The 22,584-nt window shown below is 42.6% G+C and carries 20 protein-coding genes and 1 pseudogene; 12 read left to right on the top strand and 9 right to left on the bottom strand.

Annotation, left to right across the window (positions count from 1 at the left end; translation table 11 throughout):
- Nucleotides 1–48: 48 nt before the first annotated feature.
- Nucleotides 49–540, bottom strand: a complete 492-nt coding sequence (locus tag SHEWANA3_RS22080) for a hypothetical protein (protein ID WP_011711553.1) — start codon at nucleotides 538–540, stop codon at nucleotides 49–51.
- Between the two features lie 128 nt (nucleotides 541–668).
- On the opposite strand from SHEWANA3_RS22080, the gene SHEWANA3_RS22085 reads away from it, so the two are divergent.
- Nucleotides 669–1,391: an HDOD domain-containing protein gene (locus SHEWANA3_RS22085; protein ID WP_011711554.1), complete on the top strand. Its 723-nt coding sequence runs from the start codon at nucleotides 669–671 to the stop codon at nucleotides 1,389–1,391.
- Between the two features lie 30 nt (nucleotides 1,392–1,421).
- On the opposite strand, the gene SHEWANA3_RS22090 is transcribed toward SHEWANA3_RS22085, so the two are convergent.
- Genes SHEWANA3_RS22090 through SHEWANA3_RS22100 form a run of 3 tightly spaced genes read right to left on the bottom strand, consistent with a single transcriptional unit; the run spans nucleotide 1,422 to nucleotide 5,674 of the window.
- Entirely contained in the window at nucleotides 1,422–4,106 is a 2,685-nt protein-coding gene (locus SHEWANA3_RS22090) for a TraC family protein (RefSeq protein WP_011711555.1), read from the bottom strand.
- 12 nt (nucleotides 4,107–4,118) lie between these two features.
- Complete coding sequence (locus SHEWANA3_RS22095) at nucleotides 4,119–4,847, bottom strand: TraV family lipoprotein (RefSeq protein ID WP_011711556.1); 729 nt, start codon at nucleotides 4,845–4,847, stop codon at nucleotides 4,119–4,121.
- Complete coding sequence (locus tag SHEWANA3_RS22100; RefSeq protein ID WP_011711557.1) at nucleotides 4,847–5,674, bottom strand: hypothetical protein; 828 nt, start codon at nucleotides 5,672–5,674, stop codon at nucleotides 4,847–4,849. Before SHEWANA3_RS22100 ends, SHEWANA3_RS22095 begins: the two co-directional genes overlap by 1 nt.
- Nucleotides 5,675–5,952: 278 nt before the next feature.
- Between SHEWANA3_RS22100 and SHEWANA3_RS22105 the strand changes: the two genes are divergently transcribed.
- From SHEWANA3_RS22105 to SHEWANA3_RS23940, 4 genes are all read left to right on the top strand, one after another.
- A complete protein-coding gene (locus SHEWANA3_RS22105; RefSeq protein WP_011711558.1) occupies nucleotides 5,953–7,215 on the top strand; it encodes a PD-(D/E)XK nuclease-like domain-containing protein in 1,263 nt (420 codons plus the stop codon).
- A gap of 14 nt (nucleotides 7,216–7,229) precedes the next feature.
- Nucleotides 7,230–7,577: a hypothetical protein gene (locus SHEWANA3_RS22110; RefSeq protein ID WP_011711559.1), complete on the top strand. Its 348-nt coding sequence runs from the start codon at nucleotides 7,230–7,232 to the stop codon at nucleotides 7,575–7,577.
- 259 nt (nucleotides 7,578–7,836) lie between these two features.
- A complete protein-coding gene (locus SHEWANA3_RS23375) occupies nucleotides 7,837–8,763 on the top strand; it encodes an Abi family protein (RefSeq protein ID WP_011711560.1) in 927 nt (308 codons plus the stop codon).
- Nucleotides 8,764–8,946: 183 nt separating this feature from the next.
- A complete protein-coding gene (locus SHEWANA3_RS23940; RefSeq protein WP_226060198.1) occupies nucleotides 8,947–9,093 on the top strand; it encodes a transposase in 147 nt (48 codons plus the stop codon).
- A gap of 623 nt (nucleotides 9,094–9,716) precedes the next feature.
- Here SHEWANA3_RS23940 and SHEWANA3_RS22120 read toward each other — a convergent pair.
- The 3 genes from SHEWANA3_RS22120 to SHEWANA3_RS22130 all read right to left on the bottom strand — a co-directional run bounded on the left by SHEWANA3_RS22120 (nucleotide 9,717) and on the right by SHEWANA3_RS22130 (nucleotide 14,435).
- On the bottom strand, nucleotides 9,717–10,790 hold the full coding sequence (locus SHEWANA3_RS22120) for a hypothetical protein (protein ID WP_011711562.1): 1,074 nt from the start codon (nucleotides 10,788–10,790) through the stop codon (nucleotides 9,717–9,719).
- Nucleotides 10,780–11,997, bottom strand: a complete 1,218-nt coding sequence (locus SHEWANA3_RS22125) for an AAA family ATPase (protein WP_011711563.1) — start codon at nucleotides 11,995–11,997, stop codon at nucleotides 10,780–10,782. Before SHEWANA3_RS22125 ends, SHEWANA3_RS22120 begins: the two co-directional genes overlap by 11 nt.
- 1,274 nt (nucleotides 11,998–13,271) lie before the next feature.
- Entirely contained in the window at nucleotides 13,272–14,435 is a 1,164-nt protein-coding gene (locus SHEWANA3_RS22130) for a replication initiation protein (RefSeq protein ID WP_011711564.1), read from the bottom strand.
- A 651-nt stretch (nucleotides 14,436–15,086) separates the two neighbouring features.
- Here SHEWANA3_RS22130 and SHEWANA3_RS22135 point away from each other — a divergent pair.
- The 6 genes from SHEWANA3_RS22135 to SHEWANA3_RS22160 all read left to right on the top strand — a co-directional run bounded on the left by SHEWANA3_RS22135 (nucleotide 15,087) and on the right by SHEWANA3_RS22160 (nucleotide 19,376).
- Nucleotides 15,087–15,662, top strand: a complete 576-nt coding sequence (locus SHEWANA3_RS22135; protein ID WP_011711565.1) for a hypothetical protein — start codon at nucleotides 15,087–15,089, stop codon at nucleotides 15,660–15,662.
- Nucleotides 15,663–15,734: 72 nt separating this feature from the next.
- Entirely contained in the window at nucleotides 15,735–16,262 is a 528-nt protein-coding gene (locus tag SHEWANA3_RS22140; protein ID WP_011711566.1) for a single-stranded DNA-binding protein, read from the top strand.
- Nucleotides 16,263–16,390: 128 nt separating this feature from the next.
- Complete coding sequence (locus tag SHEWANA3_RS22145) at nucleotides 16,391–17,998, top strand: hypothetical protein (RefSeq protein WP_011711567.1); 1,608 nt, start codon at nucleotides 16,391–16,393, stop codon at nucleotides 17,996–17,998.
- A gap of 203 nt (nucleotides 17,999–18,201) precedes the next feature.
- Nucleotides 18,202–18,489, top strand: coding sequence for a hypothetical protein (locus SHEWANA3_RS22150; protein ID WP_011711568.1), 288 nt, complete (start codon nucleotides 18,202–18,204; stop codon nucleotides 18,487–18,489).
- Nucleotides 18,490–18,641: 152 nt separating this feature from the next.
- The gene (locus SHEWANA3_RS22155; RefSeq protein ID WP_037426890.1) at nucleotides 18,642–19,046 is read left to right on the top strand and encodes a hypothetical protein; all 405 of its coding nucleotides are present in this window, start codon (nucleotides 18,642–18,644) and stop codon (nucleotides 19,044–19,046) included.
- A 78-nt stretch (nucleotides 19,047–19,124) separates the two neighbouring features.
- Nucleotides 19,125–19,376, top strand: coding sequence for a hypothetical protein (locus SHEWANA3_RS22160; RefSeq protein WP_011711570.1), 252 nt, complete (start codon nucleotides 19,125–19,127; stop codon nucleotides 19,374–19,376).
- A gap of 866 nt (nucleotides 19,377–20,242) precedes the next feature.
- Here the strand turns inward: SHEWANA3_RS22160 and SHEWANA3_RS22170 are convergent.
- Nucleotides 20,243–21,386, bottom strand: a pseudogene (locus tag SHEWANA3_RS22170) (RNA-guided endonuclease TnpB family protein).
- A 56-nt stretch (nucleotides 21,387–21,442) separates the two neighbouring features.
- Between SHEWANA3_RS22170 and tnpA the strand changes: the two are divergent.
- Complete coding sequence (gene tnpA, locus SHEWANA3_RS22175) at nucleotides 21,443–21,871, top strand: IS200/IS605 family transposase (protein WP_011711573.1); 429 nt, start codon at nucleotides 21,443–21,445, stop codon at nucleotides 21,869–21,871.
- Nucleotides 21,872–21,976: 105 nt separating this feature from the next.
- On the opposite strand, the gene SHEWANA3_RS22180 is transcribed toward tnpA, so the two are convergent.
- On the bottom strand, nucleotides 21,977–22,288 hold the full coding sequence (locus SHEWANA3_RS22180; RefSeq protein ID WP_011711574.1) for a helix-turn-helix domain-containing protein: 312 nt from the start codon (nucleotides 22,286–22,288) through the stop codon (nucleotides 21,977–21,979).
- Nucleotides 22,289–22,584: the final 296 nt, after the last annotated feature.

Consider the following 22,584-nt stretch of genomic DNA (forward strand, 5'->3'; position numbering starts at 1 on the left):
CTATGTCTCCATTAGATCACGCTTCTTGATTGAGGCAAATTTTGAGAATTAGCGGTTGGGACTTGCACACTGAACGAACTCTTGGAATCCCCTTTTCGTCGGCTGCGCTTCTCTTTCGTCACAGCGTCCTAGGAACTCGATTGGCTTATTAATAACCCCCATACACGAGGCCAACGTCCAGTAGCTCCCAAACGATGCGCTATGACCCGATTGATAGTTGTTATAGGCCGTGTGAATTAATCGACGAGTAATTTCAACAGGGATCTGATTGCTACCCTCGGTGTACTCTTTAGCAATGTAATAATCAATAATCACCCCTTCTGGATTGACTTCGCTTTCAGCGTACTTAGGAGCCTCTAAACTGCCAGGGATCCATTTAGCCCCTGTCTCATAACCATGTGCGTAATAGCGAAACTGGGCCATAGCAACAGCACAGCTTTCAGCCTCATTAGGCGCAGGTGATGCGAATGCTGGCGCCGTGAACGTATAAAAAACAGACAGCACCAAACCTAACACCATATAATTTATATTTCGCAACATGCGGCCCCCATAGTTAAAGTAGTTTCTACTAATTAATTTTTTGTACGTTATAGATACTGATGTACGATTACACTCAATCAGGTGTTTCATGATACTCTTCAGTCTAAGCGGTAATTAATGGATGATTCATGGTTAACTACACCCTCTCGGCTAAATCAATAACTGATGCTACCCAAAGCGCTCAGTTTGATTTACTTATCAAAAATGTTCCCGTGCCGGAGATTAGGGAAATTTTGAAGCACGACGATCCCATTAATGAACTTTACCGACTTGTTCGTAATGATGCTGCTCTCGCTGCGTTGTTCCTTCGTGTAGCAAATTCAGCTTCATTACCCGTCGTTAAAAACTTTGATGATTTAAAACGTGCAATCACCAAACTAGGAACGCTCAGAAGTGTCAATCTGATCATTACCTACATGCTAAGACAACTGTTGCCTAGCTCCGCTTATGACGTCAGTACACAACTCATAGACTATTCAATCGATACCGCCATCGCACTCGACAGCATTCAGCGCAAGCCCAGTTCGTATATCACAGGCATTGCGTTATTCGGTGGAGCTATGCTGGTAGCTGGTTACGCTGATCACATGGGTATTAATGTCACAATTGGTGAATGCACAGCACTCAACCTTGAACTACTTCCTGTGTTCATTCGACACTGGTCATTCCCTGAAGAAACACTGCAAGCAATTGAGCTGTATCTTGCCAATGATCATTCGAGTATCGCATTAGCGATTTCCGCTGTTGCCCATAAACATCGGTTATCCCCCTTCCCTGGAGTAGATTCGAGCCTCCCTGAGAGACAGATTATAGAAGTTGTTTCCAGTATCAACGCTAATCTATTCTTTTAAGTACTTTCGGGAGGCCTGCGAGCATCAGTCCTAAGATTCATTTTCGGCGTCGAATCGACGTCGCCATGTCCCGACTAGATCTTTTCCTTCCCTTTCAGCAATCATCTGGCAAGCGGTAAACATATCGACCCCCTTGTCTTTCATCATGATTTCAATCTGTTTTTTCTCGTCTGGAGCGGTAGAGTAAGTCAGTGCTTTAGCCCTTGGCAGATATAGCCTGCCTACAGATTTTGTTCCGCCACTGCATAACAGAACTTCACTGAAAAACGGCCTAACCGTCTTGATATTCCTCAGTAAAAGGTAATCCTGCTCAATGAACTTACCCTCTTTATTGAGTCGGGCCAGTTCCTCACCGTTTTGCATGAGGTAGAATAAGTGAGCCGAGTTACTGGCCATCGCGATACCCGCAGGCGATTCGTTGGCATCCTTCATCGATTGCGAAATACACACACCCAAGCTGTTGTACTTACGGAAACGACGCCAACCTGATTCGAGGAATTTTGCCAGAGTTTGAAGAACCTGACGGGTCTGCTCATCTACACCCTTGTTTTCCTTCAAGAACTCCCACGCTTCATCGAGAATAAAGGCTTTCACAATATGCAGTTGGTCATGCCTAAACATTTCCTGTTGAATACGTTGAATACACAGCATGATACACACTGCTTTGAGCTGGTCTGAACCGTTAAGTCCGTCAAGCTCTAGCACCACTAAATCCTTCTCAAACTGAATGGGCGGCTTGTTAGGGTTGAACATCCAACTGTTTTGGCCACCGCGTAAGTAACACCAAGGAGTCAATTGGTCGCTGATTTGCCGCACTTCTTCACGGGGATGTTTTGCACAAGCATCAGCGAAATCGTCAATACTGGTTTCCCTACCCTTCTCGTTCCACAGTTGCATGAGCAATACTGACATTGCAGAGTATTGATAGCTGTTACAGTCTCCAAGTGGGAAAGCCATCAACTTCAGGACGTTCAACAGCATTTCACCTTGAGCGCCTAAATAGTTGTTAGCGTCACTATCTACAACGCCTTCATCAGTATCTTTTTGAGATTCGTCGATACTCTTAAAAGGACATAGGTTAAACGCAAATCGGTTGTCCGGCATAACCTCAACGAACTGTCCTGCGTACAACTCTGTTGTTTTAACGTATGAGCGGCCTGAGTCGATGATGAACACGCGGCCACCATCAGGATCACCGTGGATATTACCAAGTGCATCTGGATAACGGTTTTCTCCGGTTGAAAGTAGACCTTCAATCAAATAGTTAGCAGAGACCGACTTCCCAGCGCCAGAGGTTGCGGTTATAAAGATGTTGTAATTGGAGTCTGACTTTAATGGGTCAAAGGTGATTAACTGACCATCACGGGCAATGTATGTCAGCACAGGATGTCGCACTGCGTTCCCTGGCCACGATGCCACCATAGGAACGAAGAACTTGACCAAGTTACTCGGGAGAAAGTCAAAGCGTTCAATGAAACTACTGACTTCACTTGAGGTACACATTGGCAGACCATTTAGCCAAGTGAAACGGCCAATCAAGCTATCCACGCCAGCTGACCAACTAAAGCCTTCCATGCGCGTGATTAGTTTTTTAGTACTGTTCTTAACTGACTTTAAAGTCGGTCCCCACATTTGAAAGTTTAAATGAAAGCGGCAATGCTGAGCCTTTTCGCGCTCTAGATAATGCTCGTAGTATTCAAAATCTTGCAGGCCGTATTTCAAAGACGAAATCCAACGAGCCCACGGGCCTTCACCTATCTGTTTAGCCATTAGGCGGCGCTTGGAGTAATCCTTAGCTACTTTCTTAGGGCTCATTTCAACCACGAGGTTGATCATGAAATTGCCGGGAATAGCGCCATCATCCCCTTTCAACCAATCGCCAGTCATTAAATGTAACGTGCCTTGGTAAATGGAATCTGGGAACTCTTTAATGCTCACACTTTGAATAAATCGTTTAGAACCATCTTCCGCTTTAATCGCCATGTAATCAGAACCATCGACTTTGACCTCAGTGCCAGGTTCAAGTAACTGCGCACGGATGGGCTGAGAAGAACGGTAACAGCCTTGTCTGCCATCTACTTTAATTCCACGGCGCCAAACTGCATTCGGGGATGGGTTGTGGATCATCTGCAATCGGTTAATTAGGATCTCCGGTTGCATTTTGGTCGCTACACCAAAGATTTGTTGTAATGACGCTTCATGGTTGTTAGCCATATCGACAAAATCTTCGACTTCCTCTGTAGACGGCATGGCTTTCTTGATAGGCACCTTGATTGACGCCCATACCTCGAAGTTGCGAAGCGGTACACCTTCCATATCTCGCGAAGGGATTGAGGTATCAGCAAGCGCTTTATAATAATCAACCATGTATTCGGTCATATTGTCATTATCAATGACCGTATCGAACCGATTACGCTTGCCACGGCAATGTCGGTAATTGTCTAACACTGTTACTAAGTCGTCTGAAGCCACTAGCGAGAATTGCAGCACAGTCCCTTCTGGATAGACTTTTTTGAAAATCGAATCCAGCGTGGAAATCGTACTCGCACCATAACCACCTGACGGTGGGCATAGCCACGTTACGCCAAGGTAACCCCCTTCTAGGATGTAACCAAGATGTTCCCCTTCCTCACTCACAAATTCATCTAAGATTGGGATGATTGAGGAATATTTCTCAATGCCTAGACTATTTTTCCAGTTATTTACAGTTGTCATTTCGCACCCGTGTTAATTGCCGTTAGCGCGTAACGCTTCTTGAACAGCTTTTGGCGCTTGATCCAAAGTGGCCTTTGCCGCTTCTAGATCAGCATTGAAATTATTACGCCCAGGTTTACCTGTCTTAATGCCAACTCCGTTAATTTCGCTTGGGTTACCCCTTCGCTCTTCTTCAATGGATTGCTGACGAATATAAAGCGGAGTGATTTGAGCAGGCATGTTGAATGCTTCACGGCCATAGGTGTATTTACGGGTTTCAATTTCGGTATAGACATAACCGACGTTCTGTAAACGGCCTTTGTCGTCTTGCCATGGAGCAAATGCAACACGAAGCATTTTGGGCGCCTGCCGAACAGCGATAGGCTCTGGAGCGGGTAATGCACGGTTGTTATCAGCCGTAAACATGTAAGCATTAGTGACTTCATTCAGGGTGATTGGTTGGCCGTTAGCGTCCAAGCCATAGCCGGCCATGGCGCCGGAGTTAGCCACTGACTTTTTAGGTACTTTACAGTCTGGGCAATCTTCATCGCTTTCAGCTGCTCGCCGCGCTTTTTCTGCCTCAATGCCGCCAGGCGTATCAGCCAGTTTCAGAATTTCTCTAGTGGTGGTACAGGGTAATCCGCTGTTTTGAGTGTTTACACAAACCGTAGGCTCCTCACCCGTTTCGAACATCGATTGACATCCAAAAATAGTTGCCAAACTAACAGCGACCATGCTTAATTTTAATGCTCGAGTAATCATTATTTCTCCGTTTGGGAAATGAAATCAGTTAATGAATCGGGTAATCCGACGTTGTGCAGTCCGTGTCCGTTAACGAAATAGGGTAAACGACGGATCTGTAGAAATTGAGTAACCCCAATCGTGGTGGATAGCTTTTTAATGTCGCAGTTTTCGAGGGTTTCCGGGGCTGTGGTGAAATCACTGTTAACTAGCAAACGTAGGGATTCACTTTGGTCTTTGGCGCACCACAGCTCCCTCGCTCTAATCGCAGCCTCTTTACCATTCACTAATGGGGTAAGCAGTAACGCGATTTGCTTACCTTTAATCGAAAGGAGCTTATTGAATAGGTCTGCGTTTAACTTCGATAAAGGGTCCACAAATACAACTAGATCGGGCTCTGTTTTTGCTAAATCACCAATGTAATATGCAGCCATATCCTTAACAGAAACCCCTAAGACCTTATCAATCTTGGCAAGCCATGCCGCCTTTGCGTTGGCTTCAGTTGCTATAGGTGAACGGTTCCAGCCATCGAATACCTCGCCGCCTTTAACGAGAATCCTGCCATCCGTGGAGGCGAGCACTTGAGTACCATCTCGAGAGACCATCATCACCATACCTTTCACGGGAAGCGCTTGAGACCATACGATGTCGTTTAACATCGAGAAAGCATTCTTGATAAGCTCCTTACCCTCACCTTCCGGCATTTTCTCTGGCTGTGTTTGTGCCTGCTTAGCTGATTTGTTTGCCTCTAACAAAGCATCTAAGCCACTGTTGGCCATAGCCAGCGGATGACACAAACCAAGCGATACTGCTAACGCAATTTGGGTTACCTTTTTATTGATACTCATAGCGCTTACGATTTAAAAAGTGTGTTGCACATTTCAGCAGTTTTGCCTCCACAAGTCAATTTTCAAGTCATTTTTCGTGAATTTCTTGCGCAATAAAATTTGATTGGTATGATGCAGTCATTATTAAAACAACTAGAACTTATAGCTAATAGCTAAAAGCTCACTCCAATAGCCCGCTCTTGCGGGCATTTTTTTGCTCCATTTCTAGAAATTTGCCTCAATTGGAAGCCGTGTAATGATGGTTTCAATTGAAGAGTTAGATTTTTGGAGTGAGTATCATGAGTTCATTTGATTTTGATTTAGATGCGTTAAATTCTGCTATGAACGCATTTTTTGACCCTGCCAGCGTGAGCACGGTTACCATCACCTGCCAGCAAACCTCAAGCATCATCCCTGCAAGCCTGACGCATTTAGTCAAGCCTGGTTATGTGGACGGCAAACCACAATTCTTATCTGACACCGGTGAACTTATCGAAGGTGTTTACTCAGACATTCCAAACGATGTGTATCACTCATTAGATGCCATTAGCTCAAGTCAGGTTAAGTGCTATGCAGATAGCCCAATGAAATACGAACAAGCGTATATCAACGGTAAAGGTAAACAGTTCAGCGCCAAATCCCGCGAGTCCGGTGTTTTAAGCCACGAATTAACACTAGAGGGAGCCGATGTATTTAATGCTCGCAGATTTGCCCTGCTCGACTCAGAGCAATTCCCAGATGATCCAAAGTCATTAACCGAGCTTAAAGATGCCTGCACAGCCAACAAACTAACAACCAGCGGCACCATTGCTGAATTAATCAAACGCCTTGAGCAAGCCAACGCTCCGCAAAAACCGTTTGAGTCACGTCAATTGGAGTGGATCAAAGCGAACATTGGTGACGAGTGTTTTGCGTTATGTGATACAGAACTACAGTCAGCGGTGACCTGTGCAGCAATCATTAAATTACTTCAGGATAATCAACATATCGCGATGAAGGCGCTTAAGCTGCCAGTGTCAAAGGAGATGTTTGATAGCGTTATAGGACTCAATCAAGCCATTGAACGCAACGCTCACGCGAACAAATTTTTAAATCGTAAAAACGGTATGGCGGAGGTCGCATTCTTTACAAGAGATCCTGAGACCGGATTGATGCTTAAGTGCAAAGTGGATTGGTTAACAGCCGTTAAAAATTTCATTGTTCCTTGCGATTTGAAAACCACGCGCAGTGCTAACCCAGCGTTAGCGGCCTACCAGTTCGCAGACTTACGTTACGATTTGCAAGCTGTGTTTTACTTAAAAGTGATTAAGCCACATTTGAAAGAAACCGAGTATGCAGAGCGTCTATTCCCACTCATCACCGTTGAAACGGGTGATTGTGCAATTTGTGAAGTGTTTGAGCTTCACGATGATGATTGGGTTATCGCTGAGCAAGATCTGCCAATCATTCTTCAGAATATGAAAAATAGCATTAAGAAAAACGAGTACCGAGGCTACACCGAACAAGGTAAGTCTGTTATCAAATTGGCAAGACGCAAATCTTCTCTGGCTGCAACTCGATAGGGTGGTGAAGGAATATGAATCTGCAACTCAAAGCACTTAAGGCTATTTACGACAAAAAACCTCACTTGGTGGCCAAGTACATCTCAGCAGGGCTCACGGGTAATCTATTGAACTTCAAAGATGGTGTTTTGCTGCGTGCGGCAATTACATCAAATCAGCCTGAGATTGCTAAGGCGATACTAAATGCCGGTGCAAACGGGTTTGTGCTAAAAGGGGAGGCTTATGCAGCAGCGTTTAAGCAAAACAATCCAGCATTGATTGAAATAATGCGGGACTGGGCGGAACGAAATCCGTCAGAGCTTAACACTATACCTGGGCTGGGCAGAAAACTCGGGCTTGATTCGGTGGAATCAGAGGTTTAAAAGTGAAAAATACAATTTATTATCAGTAACTTATTCACAGTTTCAGCTGGTGCAGATATATAGATTAAATCCAACATTGTAGACTTGAAAAGAATTTTAGGCTTCCTGAAATTGAAAACCCCAGCTCAAGGCTGGGGCAAATTCTTTAGGTCTTTACGCAAGGTCTTGGATATAATCCTTAGAGCCAGACGTCAACCTGATAAAAATTATATTTAATACTGACGCCGACGTCAACAACGAAGTTCGAGAGCAACGATAAATGCCACATACAATTAGCTATAAGGAAATTATAGAAGATTTTATTACAGAAGAACGTCTAAGAAGTTATAAGGTCACGTTTAAAACTCAAAGCGATATTGAATTGCTCGGGGCTTACTTATGGAACACCCACGTTTGTTCTGCTATATACCCTTTGCTTAGTGCCACAGAAGTGGCGCTACGCAACGCAATTGACTCTGCACTAACTTCTTCGGATTTAGGTTACTTTTGGTGGAAGAAGAACAAACTCCATTTTAAAAGTTTCGACCCAGAACAGCCTGATAAGAATCCTCCATTTGAAGTCGAAGCTATCAGAAAAAACTTCTCTAAGGCTACAAAGCAAGTTCAACAAGACAAAAAGAAACGTTATAACATTGCCAATCCAACTCCGATGCATCAAGAGATAATAGCAAAAACTGAATTTTCCACATGGGAGTACATTCTTAGTAAAGAGTTCATGGGGCCAGGTTTGATTTGGCCAACTCACCTGGGTACCGTTTTCAAAGGAGAATGGAACACAACTAAGACCAAAGAGCTGCTAATCAATACAAAAGATCTAGTCAAAACCGTAAGAGAATTCCGAAACAGGGTTTCCCATCACGAACCCGTGTGGAAAAAATATGGTGTAGAGACTGAAATTGATGCTATCGAACATTTGCGCGATAAAATAAGCAAAATTTTGCAACTTTTGGAATTAGTATCCCCGGAAAAAAAGCGTCTTCTGGAAAAGAACAAAATTATCGAGAGAGCTTACCGTGCATGTACATTGGGTGAATTGAGACGATTCCAACACAATATTGCTACACACAATGTAAAGTCTATTTCTAAACTTTGCCGATTAGTGCAAAGCGCACATGATGCTAACTCAGTCGAGAAGATTCAAGTCTATGAAATGGGAAAAATTAGTTTTTTGATTCACCCAAACTAGGGTGTCAAAGCAATTCACCCCAAAATCCGCAAACGTCGAAAGAACGAATTACACAAATAAAATCGGAAGCTAGTCGATAGCAATGCGGTCATCTTCGTTGGTAACGTCAATTCCCTTTCGATGTTCAAAACCAAGCTGGCCAAATCAGCGTTGGATGCAGGCAGGTGGATGTTGAAAACAATGATGGAATACAAATGCGCTCACGCAGGTGTTGTTTTTGAAGAGGTCAACGAAAGTTACACAACCCAAACTTGTTCGTGCTGTAGGGAAATCCCCGCAAGTAGTCCGAAACAGCCAAGAACATGCTTACTGTCGGGTATAATCGTCTAGCGGTAGGAATGCCCGCCCTAAAAGGCGGAGAGGATACCAACAATAACACACCATAATTTACGGAATTGAATAACAAACTCTCATCTCAATAATCCACATAGGGTACATCACCCATTACAGCGCAATCATTTGAAGTAAGTTCCTGTAAAGTATGTAAGCGCTAGACAGTATTAATCTGTGCTTGATTCGGTGGAATCACGGGCTTAATAATCGAAAATTTTCTTTATCTTCAACATTTTACCATTAAAAATGCTTGGTGCAGATATTTTCGTTCCATCTAAAAGCAGCACCAAGCTATAACCTCGTTAAATTATTGTTTTTATGCTAAAAAACTCAGAATTTAACGCTTGATTCCACCGAATCACTCCATAAAAAAACCAGCATCTCTGCTGGCTTTACTTTCTTAATTGGCTGTTTGTCTCATTTTCGCGCTACAACGATTTAGTTCTTCCAGTTCATAGAACTTCATTGCAGGAAGTCTGAATGGTAGTTTATTGGTAATCGCGTTGTTTAAGGCCGTGGCTAGTGTTAACATCACTTCTGCTGACATAAATACTCCGAATAAGTATGTTTGTTAGTGCATGACAGGTCAGGCTTGGCGGTCGGCCTGTCAGTTTCTTTTACTACTGGTTTTTTGCTTCTACTAAATCAATTAAGAATTGTTTTAGCTTCTCAATCTCTTGCTCCGACAATCTTGTTACTTCGACCTTGGTCTTTCGATTTTGGGTCGATAATTTAGCCCAACGATTGCGGTCGTCACCCTCGGCAATTTTATCATTTGCCAGCTTTTTGGGTTTTGATTGTTTATCAAAGTCTTCGAACACCTTCAGTATCTGACTGTTTTTCTGGCCATCGACATCAAATAGTCCCGCTACCGATGTTTCGCCTTCATTTGCATCGATGCAAATGTTTTCAATTTTCTCAAGTAACTGCTCGCTCAATAAAGCTGAAAGTTGATGCTTTTGAGTAATGTCATAAAGAGCCATAATTTGTGTTGAACTTAAAGCAGAAGGGCAGGGGAACAACTCAATAATTTCATCTGGAATTTCTGCGGCTTTAAGTGCTCTCGTTACATACGAATAAGATACGTCGAATTGAGCAGCTAGCTCTCTCAGAGATAACTTAACTGTTTTGTTGTTGGCAATCTCGAGCTCGTTTTTCGCGAGTGCCTTTTTCATCTGAAAACCCGCATCTCGATAACTATACTTTTCAGAGGTTTGGACGTATTTAACGATTTCGTGAACTTCTTCTTCTGTTAGTACAAAATCGGTATACAGCACATTTAATCCAGCATTCTCTAAGATTGCTGCCATACGTCGGCGCTGACCATCAAACAAGTGATAACCAGTTGAATCCCGTGTTGCCAACGCATCAGAAAATTGCACCTTTGCAATAGTTTTACGGATCCGCAGTAATGAATTTGGTTTTACATCACCGGCTGGACGCGGGTTAAATGGGTGTACGAAAGACTTTGTTTTGAGTTCTTCCGCCGTTAAGTGCTTACGAGTGAATGTAAGAGTACGCCCACTGGACAATTTAATTTTAATTGAAGTAGCAGAGTCGTTCAGTACATCAGTATTAGCAACAAATGCAGACTCAGTAGTTTCTGGATGTAATTGACTATTTAAACCAGCAGAGTCAACTAAGGCTCTGCCAAATGGAACGCGCTTACGCGCTTCTTTAGCATTAGATACCATATTCTGAACCTCTAATTCTTGAAATGTGTTGGAATAGCGCCAAAGTAAATTGGTCTAGCGACTCTCTTGCTTTTTTAAGAGCTTTTGAGTCCCCTGTGTAGCTTCCAGGATGTACTGACACAACGGTATCAAATGTTTCTGCACAGCGCTTAAAGGCAGATAATTCAGGAATACTAGCCATCATCATGTCTTCAGCAAATACAGCGTTGGCAATCATTGAGCTATTAATATCTTGCTCGCTCTGCGAATACTTAGACATAAAAGCCAAATGGCCTTTCAAATTCGTTGTTGCGCCTTCTGCTTCTAAATGATCCAGCATTTCTGGGATACGAGTCACGTATTGCAATGTTGAATGTAAATCAACGGTTGAGGGCGGAAGTGGAGTCACTAAAACGTCAGCTGCACACAATGCACTTTTTAAAAGTGAGTCTAAGTGTGGGCCGCAGTCGATAAAGATAAAGTCGTAATCGTTGATTAGCTTTTCACAGACGTTGCGAGATAACGCCTCAAACGGATTAATTTCCGAACCAAAACGCTGAGCGCATAGAGCTTCCCATTGAGATGCTATAAAAGCATCTGCAATGCTTGACGGTATGATGTCAACACCAGGCACTTGAGTAGGTATGACAAACTCGTCTAACAGCTCTTCACGAGTTAAGTCTTGAAATACGGCTTGAACGACAGTGTTATCAATTGTACCAATGGAGTTTTTATGGCTCATGAACATACTGGCTGAGCTTTGAGGATCAATGTCCAGTACTAACACTTTTAAATCATGCTGAAGCATTTCAGAATGGCAACGTAACGCTTGGGCAATATTTACGGTTGATACAGTCTTACTTACACCGCCTTTGAGGTTACAAAGGAATACTACATAGCCGCGTTCAAATTTCTCACGCAATGCTTTATGTCCACGATGCTTGTAAATATCGACTACTTGCTCAACCGTTAGATCATAAACTTCAACGCTACCGTTTAGCTTCTTATCGAACTGGTAACCAGTAGCTTCCATCTCATTAATCGATTTTTCTACGATCTTACGAGTGAGGCCTCTCAGGTTAGCTAATGCGCCTTTTGAGTAACGCTGGTGAAATGTATCTAAACCAAATTCGATTTTGTGCTGTGTAATAGAGTCAGACATGGTGTTAAGCATTTTTCGTGCCCTGTCAGCAGTCGTTCTCATACGAGCTTTGAAGTGTTCATTCATAGCAATTTAACTCCATTTATCAATTGCGTATAAGATTACAGCTAAAAGGTGTGGATTTCAATATTTGGTACATTAAAATCCGCACCTATTTAATGGTGTGCTAATTTCCTCACCTGGATGTTAGTGTCTGATGATATTAGATATACACTCAGCTTCATATCATGAAAGGGCAATGATGCTTTATAGGTGAAGACTGTAGGTTGTAGGTTTACTTGTTTGCTATGGAGCATTCGGGAAGTTGAACTAGAATCGAATAGAATCCTGTTTCTTCTTTTGATCTTAAAAGGATCAAAAACAAGATCTATCTGCTTGGGAATATAAAAAGATATGATCTTTTTATTAAGATCTATTAAAGATATAAAGATCTATAGGGTAGGGTTTTTTATTTTGAATCAATATGTTATGCGTGTTTTTCAAATAGTTTTTTCGCTTTACACCTAGATCTTACTCGTCAGGTTCCCAGATCTCACTCGCTTTATACCAAGATCTAACTCGTGACAGATCAAAAGTTTACTCGTTTAATACACTGATTTTACTCGTGTTACCCATAAGTATTACTCGTGTAGTTATCCACAGTAAAGAGTTTTGGTTGTTTATTGCCCTAAACACAGAGTAGATGCGCCTGTATTGATTGAATTTTATACTTTCTCATGTGTTTTATTCGTGTGACCCCTAGAGTTTATTCGTGTGAAAGACTGTACTTTACTCGTATTTATGAAAAATCAGTTCGTTGTCGCATCCAATTTTAAAATAACCCAAAAATAGACCAATAGTGTACTCGTTCATATGTCGGTAGTTCACTCGCTACTATATCAATAGTTTACTCGTCTATATGTCCGTAGTTCATTCGCTTCGATACCAATAGTTTACTCGTCTATATGTCTGTAGTTCACTCGCTTCTATATCAATAGTTTACTCGTTCAAGTATCTGTAGTTCACTCGCTTCTATATCAATAGTTTACTCGTTCAAGTATCTGTAGTTCACTCGCTTCTATATCAATAGTTTACTCGTCTATATGTCTGTAGTTCACTCGCCTCTATATCAATAGTTTACTCGTTCACATGTCGATAGTTAACTCGCATCTATAACCATTAGTTTACTCGTTCCTTTATCTGTAGTTCATTCGCTCCTAAACCTGTAGTTTACTCGTACCCATGTCTATATTTTATTCGTGACCAACTCAATATTTTTTTCGTGCACTAACCCAATAGTTTACTCGTATTTGAGTAAACTATTGAGAAAGACCAAAGGTTTGATATGGAGGGGAGGGGGATCAGGTATTGACGTTTAACAAGAAATCTAACTTATCGAGTGCAGAACTCTTCAGTTTTGGTCGTTCAGTTTGTTCAGATTCGTTTTCTGCTTTCTCAATCGATATTTTTCGGTAGTGTTTGTAAATGTCGTAAAATAATTCTCTACAGCGCGGTCTGTATTTCTCATAGTGTGATGAGAGAACGTAGTAAGCTACGGCCAGCTGCTCAGTCTCTTCTTGAGTAAGCGTTTCTTTTTTCATACGCAGACGATTCTCTGCATTCATTGCGACTTCCGCTGCTGCTTCAAGATCCATTGGATGCAATTTGATGAATTGATCTATCCAAAGGTACTCGAACTCAATGCTGGTAATTTTGTTGCCTGTTTTGTTTTCAATGATGCCATGACGTTTTTTACCAGAAGGATCTGTGTTGAAAAACATTACCTCGTCACTACAAGCCTCCTCTATTTCTTCAATCGACTTTACCAGCGCCTGATTGACGAATACCGATGTGTCCTTCATGGTTTTCTTGCCTGGCAGATAGTTATCTTTGTCGTCAACTAACCCGAAAATACCTTTGAGAGTCATAACGTCTGTCTTATACAACTGCTTCTCAGGGGTTTTGAACCTCGATAATAGGTCATACATTGGTTTAGAGTATTTTCCCCTCAGTCGTAGGAATCTAGCCACGTTAACGGAAGCGTATCCTTTTGACGCGTCGTGAAAAAAGTCTCTCAAGTCATAATTTGGTACCATTGTTAACTTTCCACGTGCATATTTCACTGTCGGGAAAAGGACGGATGATTCAAATTCATGAGTCGTCGGATGCTCTGCTAAAACCGTTCGTTTCTGAAGCCTAAGAGCGACAGGTTTAATTGTTGCCGCAAGGCTTTTGGATTCAACTTCAAGCCAATCAGCCAACCTAGAGGCGGGGATAGAAATTTCGAGCTGGGTTTCTTCTTTCCACTCTGTCTTTTGCATCTGGATCAGAAATAGGGCAAGTAGATTTTGCTCATGGGTCGTCATCGATATACGACTGTAGATTAAGTTGTGGTTTTTCTTATACGTCTGCGGTAATTGCGCTTCTGGATGTACATCGAATTTGTCAGTTTTGACTTTCTTCGATGTTGTAGTTACCCCATCTGAACCCTGTAGTACCTGTTTGTTGTTTGCTTTATCTGTCATGGCATCCTCCCTATGCATCAATATAGCGTTCGCCATTTTCTCATTCCATATTTTTTTCGTATTCCCTCCATATTTTTTTCGTGTTGACCCAACTATTAAATTTCAATCCCTATCTTTTCTTCGTGTATCTCCATATTTTTTTCGTGTTCACACAATATTTTACTCGTCATATACCTATATTTTATTCGTGTAATCCAAATAGTTTACTCGTCTTAAATTGTGATCAAAATTAACTCTGTAAATGTAAGTTATTGTTGTATAAGAGTTAAATGTAGGCGGTGAACAACGGGATCTTGCAAGTAAAAATCTGTATTTTTTTTGCACAAATATGTTAAATTTTTGAATCAGATTATTTAAAGGCAAAATGAAGTCTAAAAAAAATCGTTAGGTATTGTTTTAAAAGGGTTTTTAATGGTTTACATAGATTTCGATATAAATATTTGTGTATCAGCATTGATTTTTACAACCCAACTGTGAATGACACTCTAAAGATGACGAGAAAAATCTATGAGTAGACGAGTAAAATCTCGGGCTCACACGGTTTATTTATTGGAATTTTGAAGTAAATCGTGGCAGGGAGGGGAGCGCAAATTTGCGTGAATTGATTCAGAGGCCAATATCGGGCCATCTTTCCCCGATTGCGAGGCATTCATGAAAGTATCCAGTTCTAGCCAGTTAACCGATTTACTGTCTTCCGTTTGGCCCAATAACGAAGTTAACGCCTTACAAGGTCTGCTTTCATTGTTTGACACGTTAATTAATCACGGCGCCAGAGTATGCGAGCAGCCAACGCCGGATATTACTCCCGCTCAAAAGACGTTGTTTGTTCAGGCTGTCTATTCAGAGTTATCGAGCGGTAATCTCGACCCCATTGGAAAAGCAATTAGTTTTTATGGTGCCGATGCAGGGTTTACTCACGACAATCAGGATTTCCGCTTGTGTATCCATGCCGGTGATCGTCAGCCATTAACTGTGAAATCGTATTCATCATTGCAGTCCGGTTCGGGGCTGGATGTACAGGGTTATCTGTTACAGCTGGCTAACGGTTGTCAAAGCAACATCGTAAACGACCCATTTCATTCTCTCTGGATACGACTAGAAGATCCGAGTCGTAGCAAGCTAATTGCCGCATACGTGCAGATTACTCTGCTAATGAAAGCGATTTCTAAGCGAGTAGGTAGGGCGGTATCACCGTTTTGTGTGGAACTGGTGGCAATAAATATTTAAATATACAAAATTTGTGTGATTATGAGTTTGTGTTTTAATGTGCTCGTTAATTACTTCTTTGGAGAGAGCAAAATGGGTTCAGTTAATAAAGTTATCATTGTTGGCAATATCGGTCAGGAAATTGATTTTAAGACACTTCCTAGCGGTACAAGCGTAGCAAATTTCAGTGTGGCCACGAGTGACACTTGGAAAGACCAACAGGGTGTTCAGCAAGAGGTGACCGATTGGCACAAGATTGTTGTTTGGGGCAAGCTGGCTGAGATTATCAATCAATACGGTGGAAAAGGCCGTCAGGTCTACATCGAAGGCAAGCAAAAGACTCGCAAATATAAAGATGCCAATGGCCAAGAACGCTACACAACAGAAGTTGTCGTGGACTTTGATGGTCAAGTACAGCTTTTAGGTGGTTCACCAAAGGATAATGCAGGCCAAAGCTCTGGTTATCAGCAAAACGCACCACAGCAGCAAGGTTACCAGCAAAACGCACCGCTGCTGCATGGATACCAGCAAAATGCACCGCAGCAAGGCGGTTATCAGGCGCAACCACAGGGCGGTCACCAACAAAATACTCAGCAACAGGCTTATAACTACCACCGTTAACCTTTAGGGTTTGTTGAACTAGCCGCCTTCGGGCGGCTTTTGTTCTGTCCACAGGGGCTCATAAAGCCTGCGGCGCCGTGCCTTTAACTGGCCGATCCCAATAAGTCGGAGCCAAAAGGTTTTCGAATATGGGTTTAATGGCTTCGGGAGAAAGGAAAGCGAATTTATGCTTGCTTGAAAGAAATCGATGTTATCCGCAAACATTAATCTTAAATTATTCTATAGTGCTATATAAGGATGTTTCTCTGAAATACAAGATGTTATCATTGGCCATCACAGTCTCTCTTGCTGGCCCAATCCACGCAAGTGAGTTACCGATGTTGTTGGACAGACCCGCTGACTCTATTCCATTGGATAGGTCTATAGAGACAAAGCTCAAGCAAGCAGGGGGTTCTCCTTCGATTATTGCAAAGGCGGTAGCGTTGTCAGCGGCTAACATCAATATAAACGCTGATGCTGAGAACGCAGAGATTAACTGCAAGCCATATCCTCGTGGTAAATACTCTCAAACACTGGTTCAGGATTGCACCACTGTACCTGTTGATCTCTCCAAGACCGTAGCAGATGTGATTTTCTTTTATCACCCTCGTTGGATGGAGCAAATGCCATCGAAGGGGCAGGCATTTAAAGCAATCAGAGAAGAAATAGCTACAACAAATAGGGTGTTAGCTCAAAATACTCCTGCACAGCTCAAACTGGTAGCATTTGAAGAGCCGACGTTTGCTGGCTATCGAGATTTCGAAGTGGCTTTATATGGCGGGGAAGAAAAATACCAAGAATTACTCGCTGTGGGTTTGGATGAAGTGCCAAACAGCTTCGATGCCTATAACAATCGTTCATCTAGCTACACCTACCAAGGTGAAAAGTGGACTAAGTATTATTATGGCGCTGAAGGGATGTTAAATCTGTCGTGGAACTATTTACCATTTTATTTAAGTGGGCGAATGGGTATTGAGACTCTGCCAGAAGATACCAAGATGCTGTTAGATTACAGCCCAGACATTGAAATTTATGGTCGTTTAGCCGAGCCTGAATACAGTGATTTCGAAAAAACACTCTGTGGCTCAGCTGGATTTAACGCTGCACAGCTTACGTCCCATGGTGTAAATACCTGCCCGAACACCGTTGTGCATGAAATAGGGCATGTGTACTTGGCCGATCATGACCTAGCGCACCGCAATACCGATAATATCGCTAAATTTAAACGTGCTACTGATTCCCCTTGTGATGGCGGTTATACGGTAATGACTTGGCAATCATCTCCGGACACCAAACTGTATTATTCATCCCCTGAAGTGATTGTAAATGGTAGTGTTTGTGGCGATGAAAGCCTGAGTTTTGTTGTGTCTCGTAACGGCGATTTATCAAAGTCAGCGTCGGTGAAAGTGTTCATTGATAACGCGGTAACACTGCTGGATTCAGATTTTATTGATGTGAAGTTTGCCGCCGGTGAAAGCACTAAATCTGTTGTAGTAAGCATCATAGACAATGCCTCAACCGCTGAAAACAGTAGTTTAGTGGCGGAACTTGTTACCCCAAGACTATTGAAGGTGACGGGCAGTACGATGGCGATCACTATCAACAATGACGATGTACTACCTGTGGTGACTCCGCCGACTACCTCGACTACTCCAACCACCCCAACAACACCAGAGCCGGAATCATCTAGTGGTGGCGGGTCATTAGGGTATATCAGTCTCGTTTTCCTCGCCTTAGCTAGACGATTACGAAAATAACCCAGCGCTTCAAAGACAGCTCCCATTGGAGCGGTTTTTTTGTGCGTAATTTACAGTCATATTTGATGACCAGAAATATTTAAGTGATAGGTTAACAGAGTAAGCAGTATCGAGCCTGGGAACCCCAAATTTTTGCGTGAATTTCCCGATATGAGTTAATGAGCATGAGTCAAATGGCTCAATAATTCTGAGAGGGAAGGGTAGTGGATATACTGAATATTGCTGACATCAATGTGGCTGAATACGTTGAATACGATACGCCAGATCAAACGCCTGTCTGGGCATGGATTGAAGACAACGCGACGTATACGCATCGCAAGAACCATGACGCGGATAACTGCGGCATTTGGGAGTTTGTTGTGAATACCTGCTGCATTACCGATGAAGATTGTGATGTATCAATCGAAGATGTGCCGCAAGAAATCAGGGGGGCGGTCCGAGAGGCCATTGATAATGGCGCAGCCTATATTCTGTTTCATCAAGGCACCTAAGCAGCTGCCTAAGATGTAATTTAGCCCCCTGATAGATTTGGTTCTATCGGGGGATTTTGTGTTAAATTGCTGATGAAACAGAGGAAAGCAAATGTTGTATTAAGCATATCCAAGCGTTATTCACAAAATCTGTGGATAAAAGGAAGCCTATAATGAAAGTGAGATTTTTGTGTGCAGTAGCTCTTGCGAGTTCACTCAGTGCCTATGCCGCAGACGGTGGAATAGATCTGAAAAAATCTTTTACCCAATTGGATTGCTCTGAGACTAAACCCGTTGGTAAACAGCTCGGCTATCAGTCTGATTTTGATGATGGCAGTCGCTCAAGATTGTTCTATCCCTTCGTGAAGGCTTTTGGTGGTGTTCATCGTGAGTTTAGTTTGCTGAGCGGGTACAACGATGACCGCTCTCAAACTGCCGATTACTTTTATACACAGATAGGGACATCACGCGTCAGGTATTTTGAAACTACGGCCAATTTTAATTCTGAGTACGGGGCTAACAAAGTACCGCTATACTGCTTCGAGATAGAACGCGCTTATATTTTTCCAAAAGTCTAATCCACCAGATCTGAAATTTGCCAGAAATTCAATCATTGGTAGCCTATTCACAGTAACTAACCCAATGAGGAAAAATAGATGGAAACTCAATCAGTAGACCCAAGAGAAGCGTTTGTTAAAGAAATCACTGGTGAGTCAGATGTTGCTAACTGCTCTTCTTCAGACTACGAAAGGATAGAGGATGCGTTTATTGATGGCGCAAGCGAAATGGGGAAATACCTTGAACAATGTGAAGCACTTCGAGCGGCAGGCTTTACTGAGCTGGCTGACAGCCTAGTCACGTTAGACAATCATCGCCAAGCCTTCGATTGGGCGCGTGAAAACCTCTAATGCCTTTGAGCATCCCTTCTAATTAATACCCGCTTAGTGCGGTTTTTTTATTGCCATTAAGCATGATAAAAGGCGCTTAATCGCGCCCTTATTCTGAATAATCCAGCAGTGTAATAGAGGCTTATTCTTCTTGTAGACAATGCTCACAAGCATTACAGCTAAAACAGTATCGGCAACCGCATCCTGCGCCACCTTCGCTCACTCCGCAATCACAGCAATTGAAGAGAGAACTACAGTCCCACTTGCCGGATTGATTAAGGCATTGAGTGCTGTCACCTTCGCTCTTTGTTACTGGCCCTAGGATATTCATCGTCATCTTGTACGCTCCTGCTTTGAGTTTCTAGCAGCTTCTCTCACAGATTCCAAACGACACAAATTTCTAGGGAATCTCTCAAACGGGGACTGATGTTGTTCTGATGGCTCAAGTACGACAGCTCCGGGACGCGCTTTACCCCAGGCTGACAACTCTGTTAGGCGATTACATGGGAATTGTGATTTTGGCCAATGCCCGGATAGACATGAAGCGATGTTGAGATGTGTGTTAAGCACTGACATTGATACGAGTATTTTAGTCCGGGACATCTCCTGCTCCGGGACATGATTTCCCTAGGCTGACAACTCAGTAAGGCGTTAACGTGTTTTGAGTGGGGACGCGGCGATTAGTTTAAGTAGGGGAGGGCTAAATTCAATCTTTGATTCGGTGGAATCACGCTAAAAATATTAAAGTTAACCCTTTACATTCAGGTTGTTAGGTGTGATTTAGCTTGGTGCAAATTTGTAGGAATTTGAATGGAAGATGTGACTTCTCACCGCCCTATCGGACGATGCTTCTTATTTCGTTAGCCGTTGCTCGATAGTATCGAGACTTACGCAGCTTCCATAAGCAGAGACGACCGTCCAGCCGCCTTTAATTCCAGAATGCCTTTATCTCGGATATTTAGGGCGGCGTTTAAGTCGCGATCAATATCTGTAGTGCCGCAAGATGGGCAGTTCCACTGACGAACCGATAAGGGCATATCATCCATTTTATGACCGCAACAATGGCAAGTCTTAGAGCTGGCGTACCACTGATCGAGCTTTATTAGATGCTTGCCTTGCTCTTTCAGTTTGTATTCCAACTTAACGACAAAGCTATGCCATGAGGCATCCGCTATATGTTTCGCCAGTTTGCGGTTTTTCATCATGTTTGCCGATTTCAATGTCTCAACTATCACTGCTTGGTTTTCGTCAACGAGAGTTCGAGAGAGTTTGTGTTGAAAATCGGCACGAGCATTAGCTACTTTTTCATGGCATTTAGCAACTCGCAGTCGAGCTTTCGCACGATTGGCACTGCCTTTTGCTTTTCTGGATAGCTGACGCTGCTTACGTCTGAGATTCTTCTCAGCACGTTTTACAAATCTTGGGTTGGCTGTCTTTCTGCCGTTTGACTCAATGGCAAAATGAGAAAGACCCAGATCAATACCTGTCACTTTGTTCACAGTATGAATTGGGCTAGGAGCGTCCACAGCATCATCCGCAAGGATTGATGCGTAGAACTTACCTGTTTTACTCATGCTCACGGTGATGCTTTTAACTGTACCCACAATCTCACGGTGAATATTCGCCTCTACTGGCTTCATTTTCGGTAGTTTGATTGCGCCATCGAGTACCTTTACGCCTACACAATGGTAACTCGATTGTTTTCCATGTCTGCGTTTGAATTGTGGATATTTGGCTTTCAACTTTGGATTAAAGAAGTTATCAAAGGCTTGGTGAAGATTAATCACCGATTGCTGCAAAGCAATTGAATCATATTGCTTCAACCAATGATATTTTCGTGATTTCTTTGCAACCGAAAGCAGTGGCTTTATATCCTTTTTTTGGACTCAATGTGACACCATGTTTGCGGTACATGTAAGACTTTAAATGTAGAGCTTTGTTATACGCAAAGCGCACAGCCCCAAACTGAGCAATTAAAAACTCAGCTTGTTCTGGCGTTGGATAAATGCGTACTTTCGTTGCTCTTAACATTTCAGTGCTCATCTATATAATACCATTATAATATTGGCTTAGATGGAACTTGTAAAGTGAGTGTACGCAACAAAGAATTACTTCAAGACTACCTTAAAAAAAGGCACAGCGTGAGCAAGTTGGTTGTTCATCTAGTGTTTACAACGAAATACAGACGCAAGTTGTTTACGGGAGTTATGATCGAGCAATTAAGAGAGGCTTTTGAGTCAGCTTGTGTAAAACTTGAATGTGAATTGATAGAAATGGATGGAGAACAGGATCACATTCATTTACTGATCTCATACCCTCCGAAACTTTCAATTAGCGTAATGGTTAACAACTTGAAAGCAGTTTCATCTCGCATGTTGCGACGACAAAATACGCACCTTACGAGACAGAGTAAAAGCTCCGCTCTATGGTCTCGTTCATACTTTGCTTGCACTGCTGGCGGTGCAACAATTGAAACATTAAAAGCCTATGTAGAGAGTCAATCGACTCCAGATTAAGACGCTATCGCGTCTTACGCCTTATATCCCCGCCCTCATCGGGCGAGGGTTTACGGCGAAATTGCTAAAACGGAACCTATCGGTTCCGTCTGCGGCTTGTATCTCTTAAGAAAGCACGCACTCAATGCCTTTCTTATCAATCATATTAAGCAATCTTAGCGCGGCACCCTGTGGCTTAGACTTTCCCTGTTCCCACTTTTGAACGCTCTCGTTGCTCATATTCAGAATCGTAGCTAGGACACCTTGGCTAATGTGCTCACGCTCTCTTAGATTCTTTATTCGCTCTGCTGTCATTTCATCTAGCTTTGCGCTGAGTGCGAGCGCATCGATTTTTCGCATGGTTAGCTGATCCATCGTGCCATTTTTAGCTAAACGCTGAGCCAGTTTGTGCATTCTATCTAAGCGTACATCAGTCATATAGAACCTCTCTTAACTCACCACTTTTGATGATATAAGTAAGACCATCATCACTTCCCTCCTAATAACTAAGGTAAAGAATACTATAGTTTTTGTTGTTCAATAAATGGCAGAGTCGAATAAAATGGAGGCAATCCTAATGTTGGGGCTTAACACAGATGGGGTTGGCTTTATTTCGAGGATGCCCCATTATTGGTTTCGTCTAACAAATTTGCGATTTCAATCAGTCGCAATTTACCCAAATATAACTCATGTGACGTTAATAATAGTTATGCGGTGAGAGTGAAATTTTAATT

The organism is Shewanella sp. ANA-3 (assembly GCF_000203935.1).
Classification (GTDB): Bacteria; Pseudomonadota; Gammaproteobacteria; order Enterobacterales; family Shewanellaceae; genus Shewanella.

Excerpts from the sequence above, each read along its gene's own strand:
- SHEWANA3_RS22125 (WP_011711563.1), bottom strand. The coding sequence starts at position 11,997 with ATGAATGAACACTTCAAAGCTCGTATGAGAACGACTGCTGACAGGGCA.
- SHEWANA3_RS22140 (WP_011711566.1), top strand. The coding sequence starts at position 15,735 with ATGGGTTCAGTTAATAAAGTTATCATTGTTGGCAATATCGGTCAGGAA.
- SHEWANA3_RS22095 (WP_011711556.1), bottom strand. The coding sequence starts at position 4,847 with ATGATTACTCGAGCATTAAAATTAAGCATGGTCGCTGTTAGTTTGGCA.
- SHEWANA3_RS22080 (WP_011711553.1), bottom strand. The coding sequence starts at position 540 with ATGTTGCGAAATATAAATTATATGGTGTTAGGTTTGGTGCTGTCTGTT.
- SHEWANA3_RS22105 (WP_011711558.1), top strand. The coding sequence starts at position 5,953 with ATGAGTTCATTTGATTTTGATTTAGATGCGTTAAATTCTGCTATGAAC.
- SHEWANA3_RS22130 (WP_011711564.1), bottom strand. The coding sequence starts at position 14,435 with ATGACAGATAAAGCAAACAACAAACAGGTACTACAGGGTTCAGATGGG.
- SHEWANA3_RS22085 (WP_011711554.1), top strand. The coding sequence starts at position 669 with ATGGTTAACTACACCCTCTCGGCTAAATCAATAACTGATGCTACCCAA.
- SHEWANA3_RS22100 (WP_011711557.1), bottom strand. The coding sequence starts at position 5,674 with ATGAGTATCAATAAAAAGGTAACCCAAATTGCGTTAGCAGTATCGCTT.
- SHEWANA3_RS22135 (WP_011711565.1), top strand. The coding sequence starts at position 15,087 with ATGAAAGTATCCAGTTCTAGCCAGTTAACCGATTTACTGTCTTCCGTT.
- SHEWANA3_RS23375 (WP_011711560.1), top strand. The coding sequence starts at position 7,837 with ATGCCACATACAATTAGCTATAAGGAAATTATAGAAGATTTTATTACA.
- SHEWANA3_RS22155 (WP_037426890.1), top strand. The coding sequence starts at position 18,642 with ATGAAAGTGAGATTTTTGTGTGCAGTAGCTCTTGCGAGTTCACTCAGT.
- SHEWANA3_RS22090 (WP_011711555.1), bottom strand. The coding sequence starts at position 4,106 with ATGACAACTGTAAATAACTGGAAAAATAGTCTAGGCATTGAGAAATAT.
- SHEWANA3_RS22160 (WP_011711570.1), top strand. The coding sequence starts at position 19,125 with ATGGAAACTCAATCAGTAGACCCAAGAGAAGCGTTTGTTAAAGAAATC.
- SHEWANA3_RS22180 (WP_011711574.1), bottom strand. The coding sequence starts at position 22,288 with ATGACTGATGTACGCTTAGATAGAATGCACAAACTGGCTCAGCGTTTA.
- SHEWANA3_RS22120 (WP_011711562.1), bottom strand. The coding sequence starts at position 10,790 with ATGGTATCTAATGCTAAAGAAGCGCGTAAGCGCGTTCCATTTGGCAGA.
- SHEWANA3_RS22110 (WP_011711559.1), top strand. The coding sequence starts at position 7,230 with ATGAATCTGCAACTCAAAGCACTTAAGGCTATTTACGACAAAAAACCT.
- SHEWANA3_RS23940 (WP_226060198.1), top strand. The coding sequence starts at position 8,947 with ATGGAATACAAATGCGCTCACGCAGGTGTTGTTTTTGAAGAGGTCAAC.
- SHEWANA3_RS22145 (WP_011711567.1), top strand. The coding sequence starts at position 16,391 with ATGGGTTTAATGGCTTCGGGAGAAAGGAAAGCGAATTTATGCTTGCTT.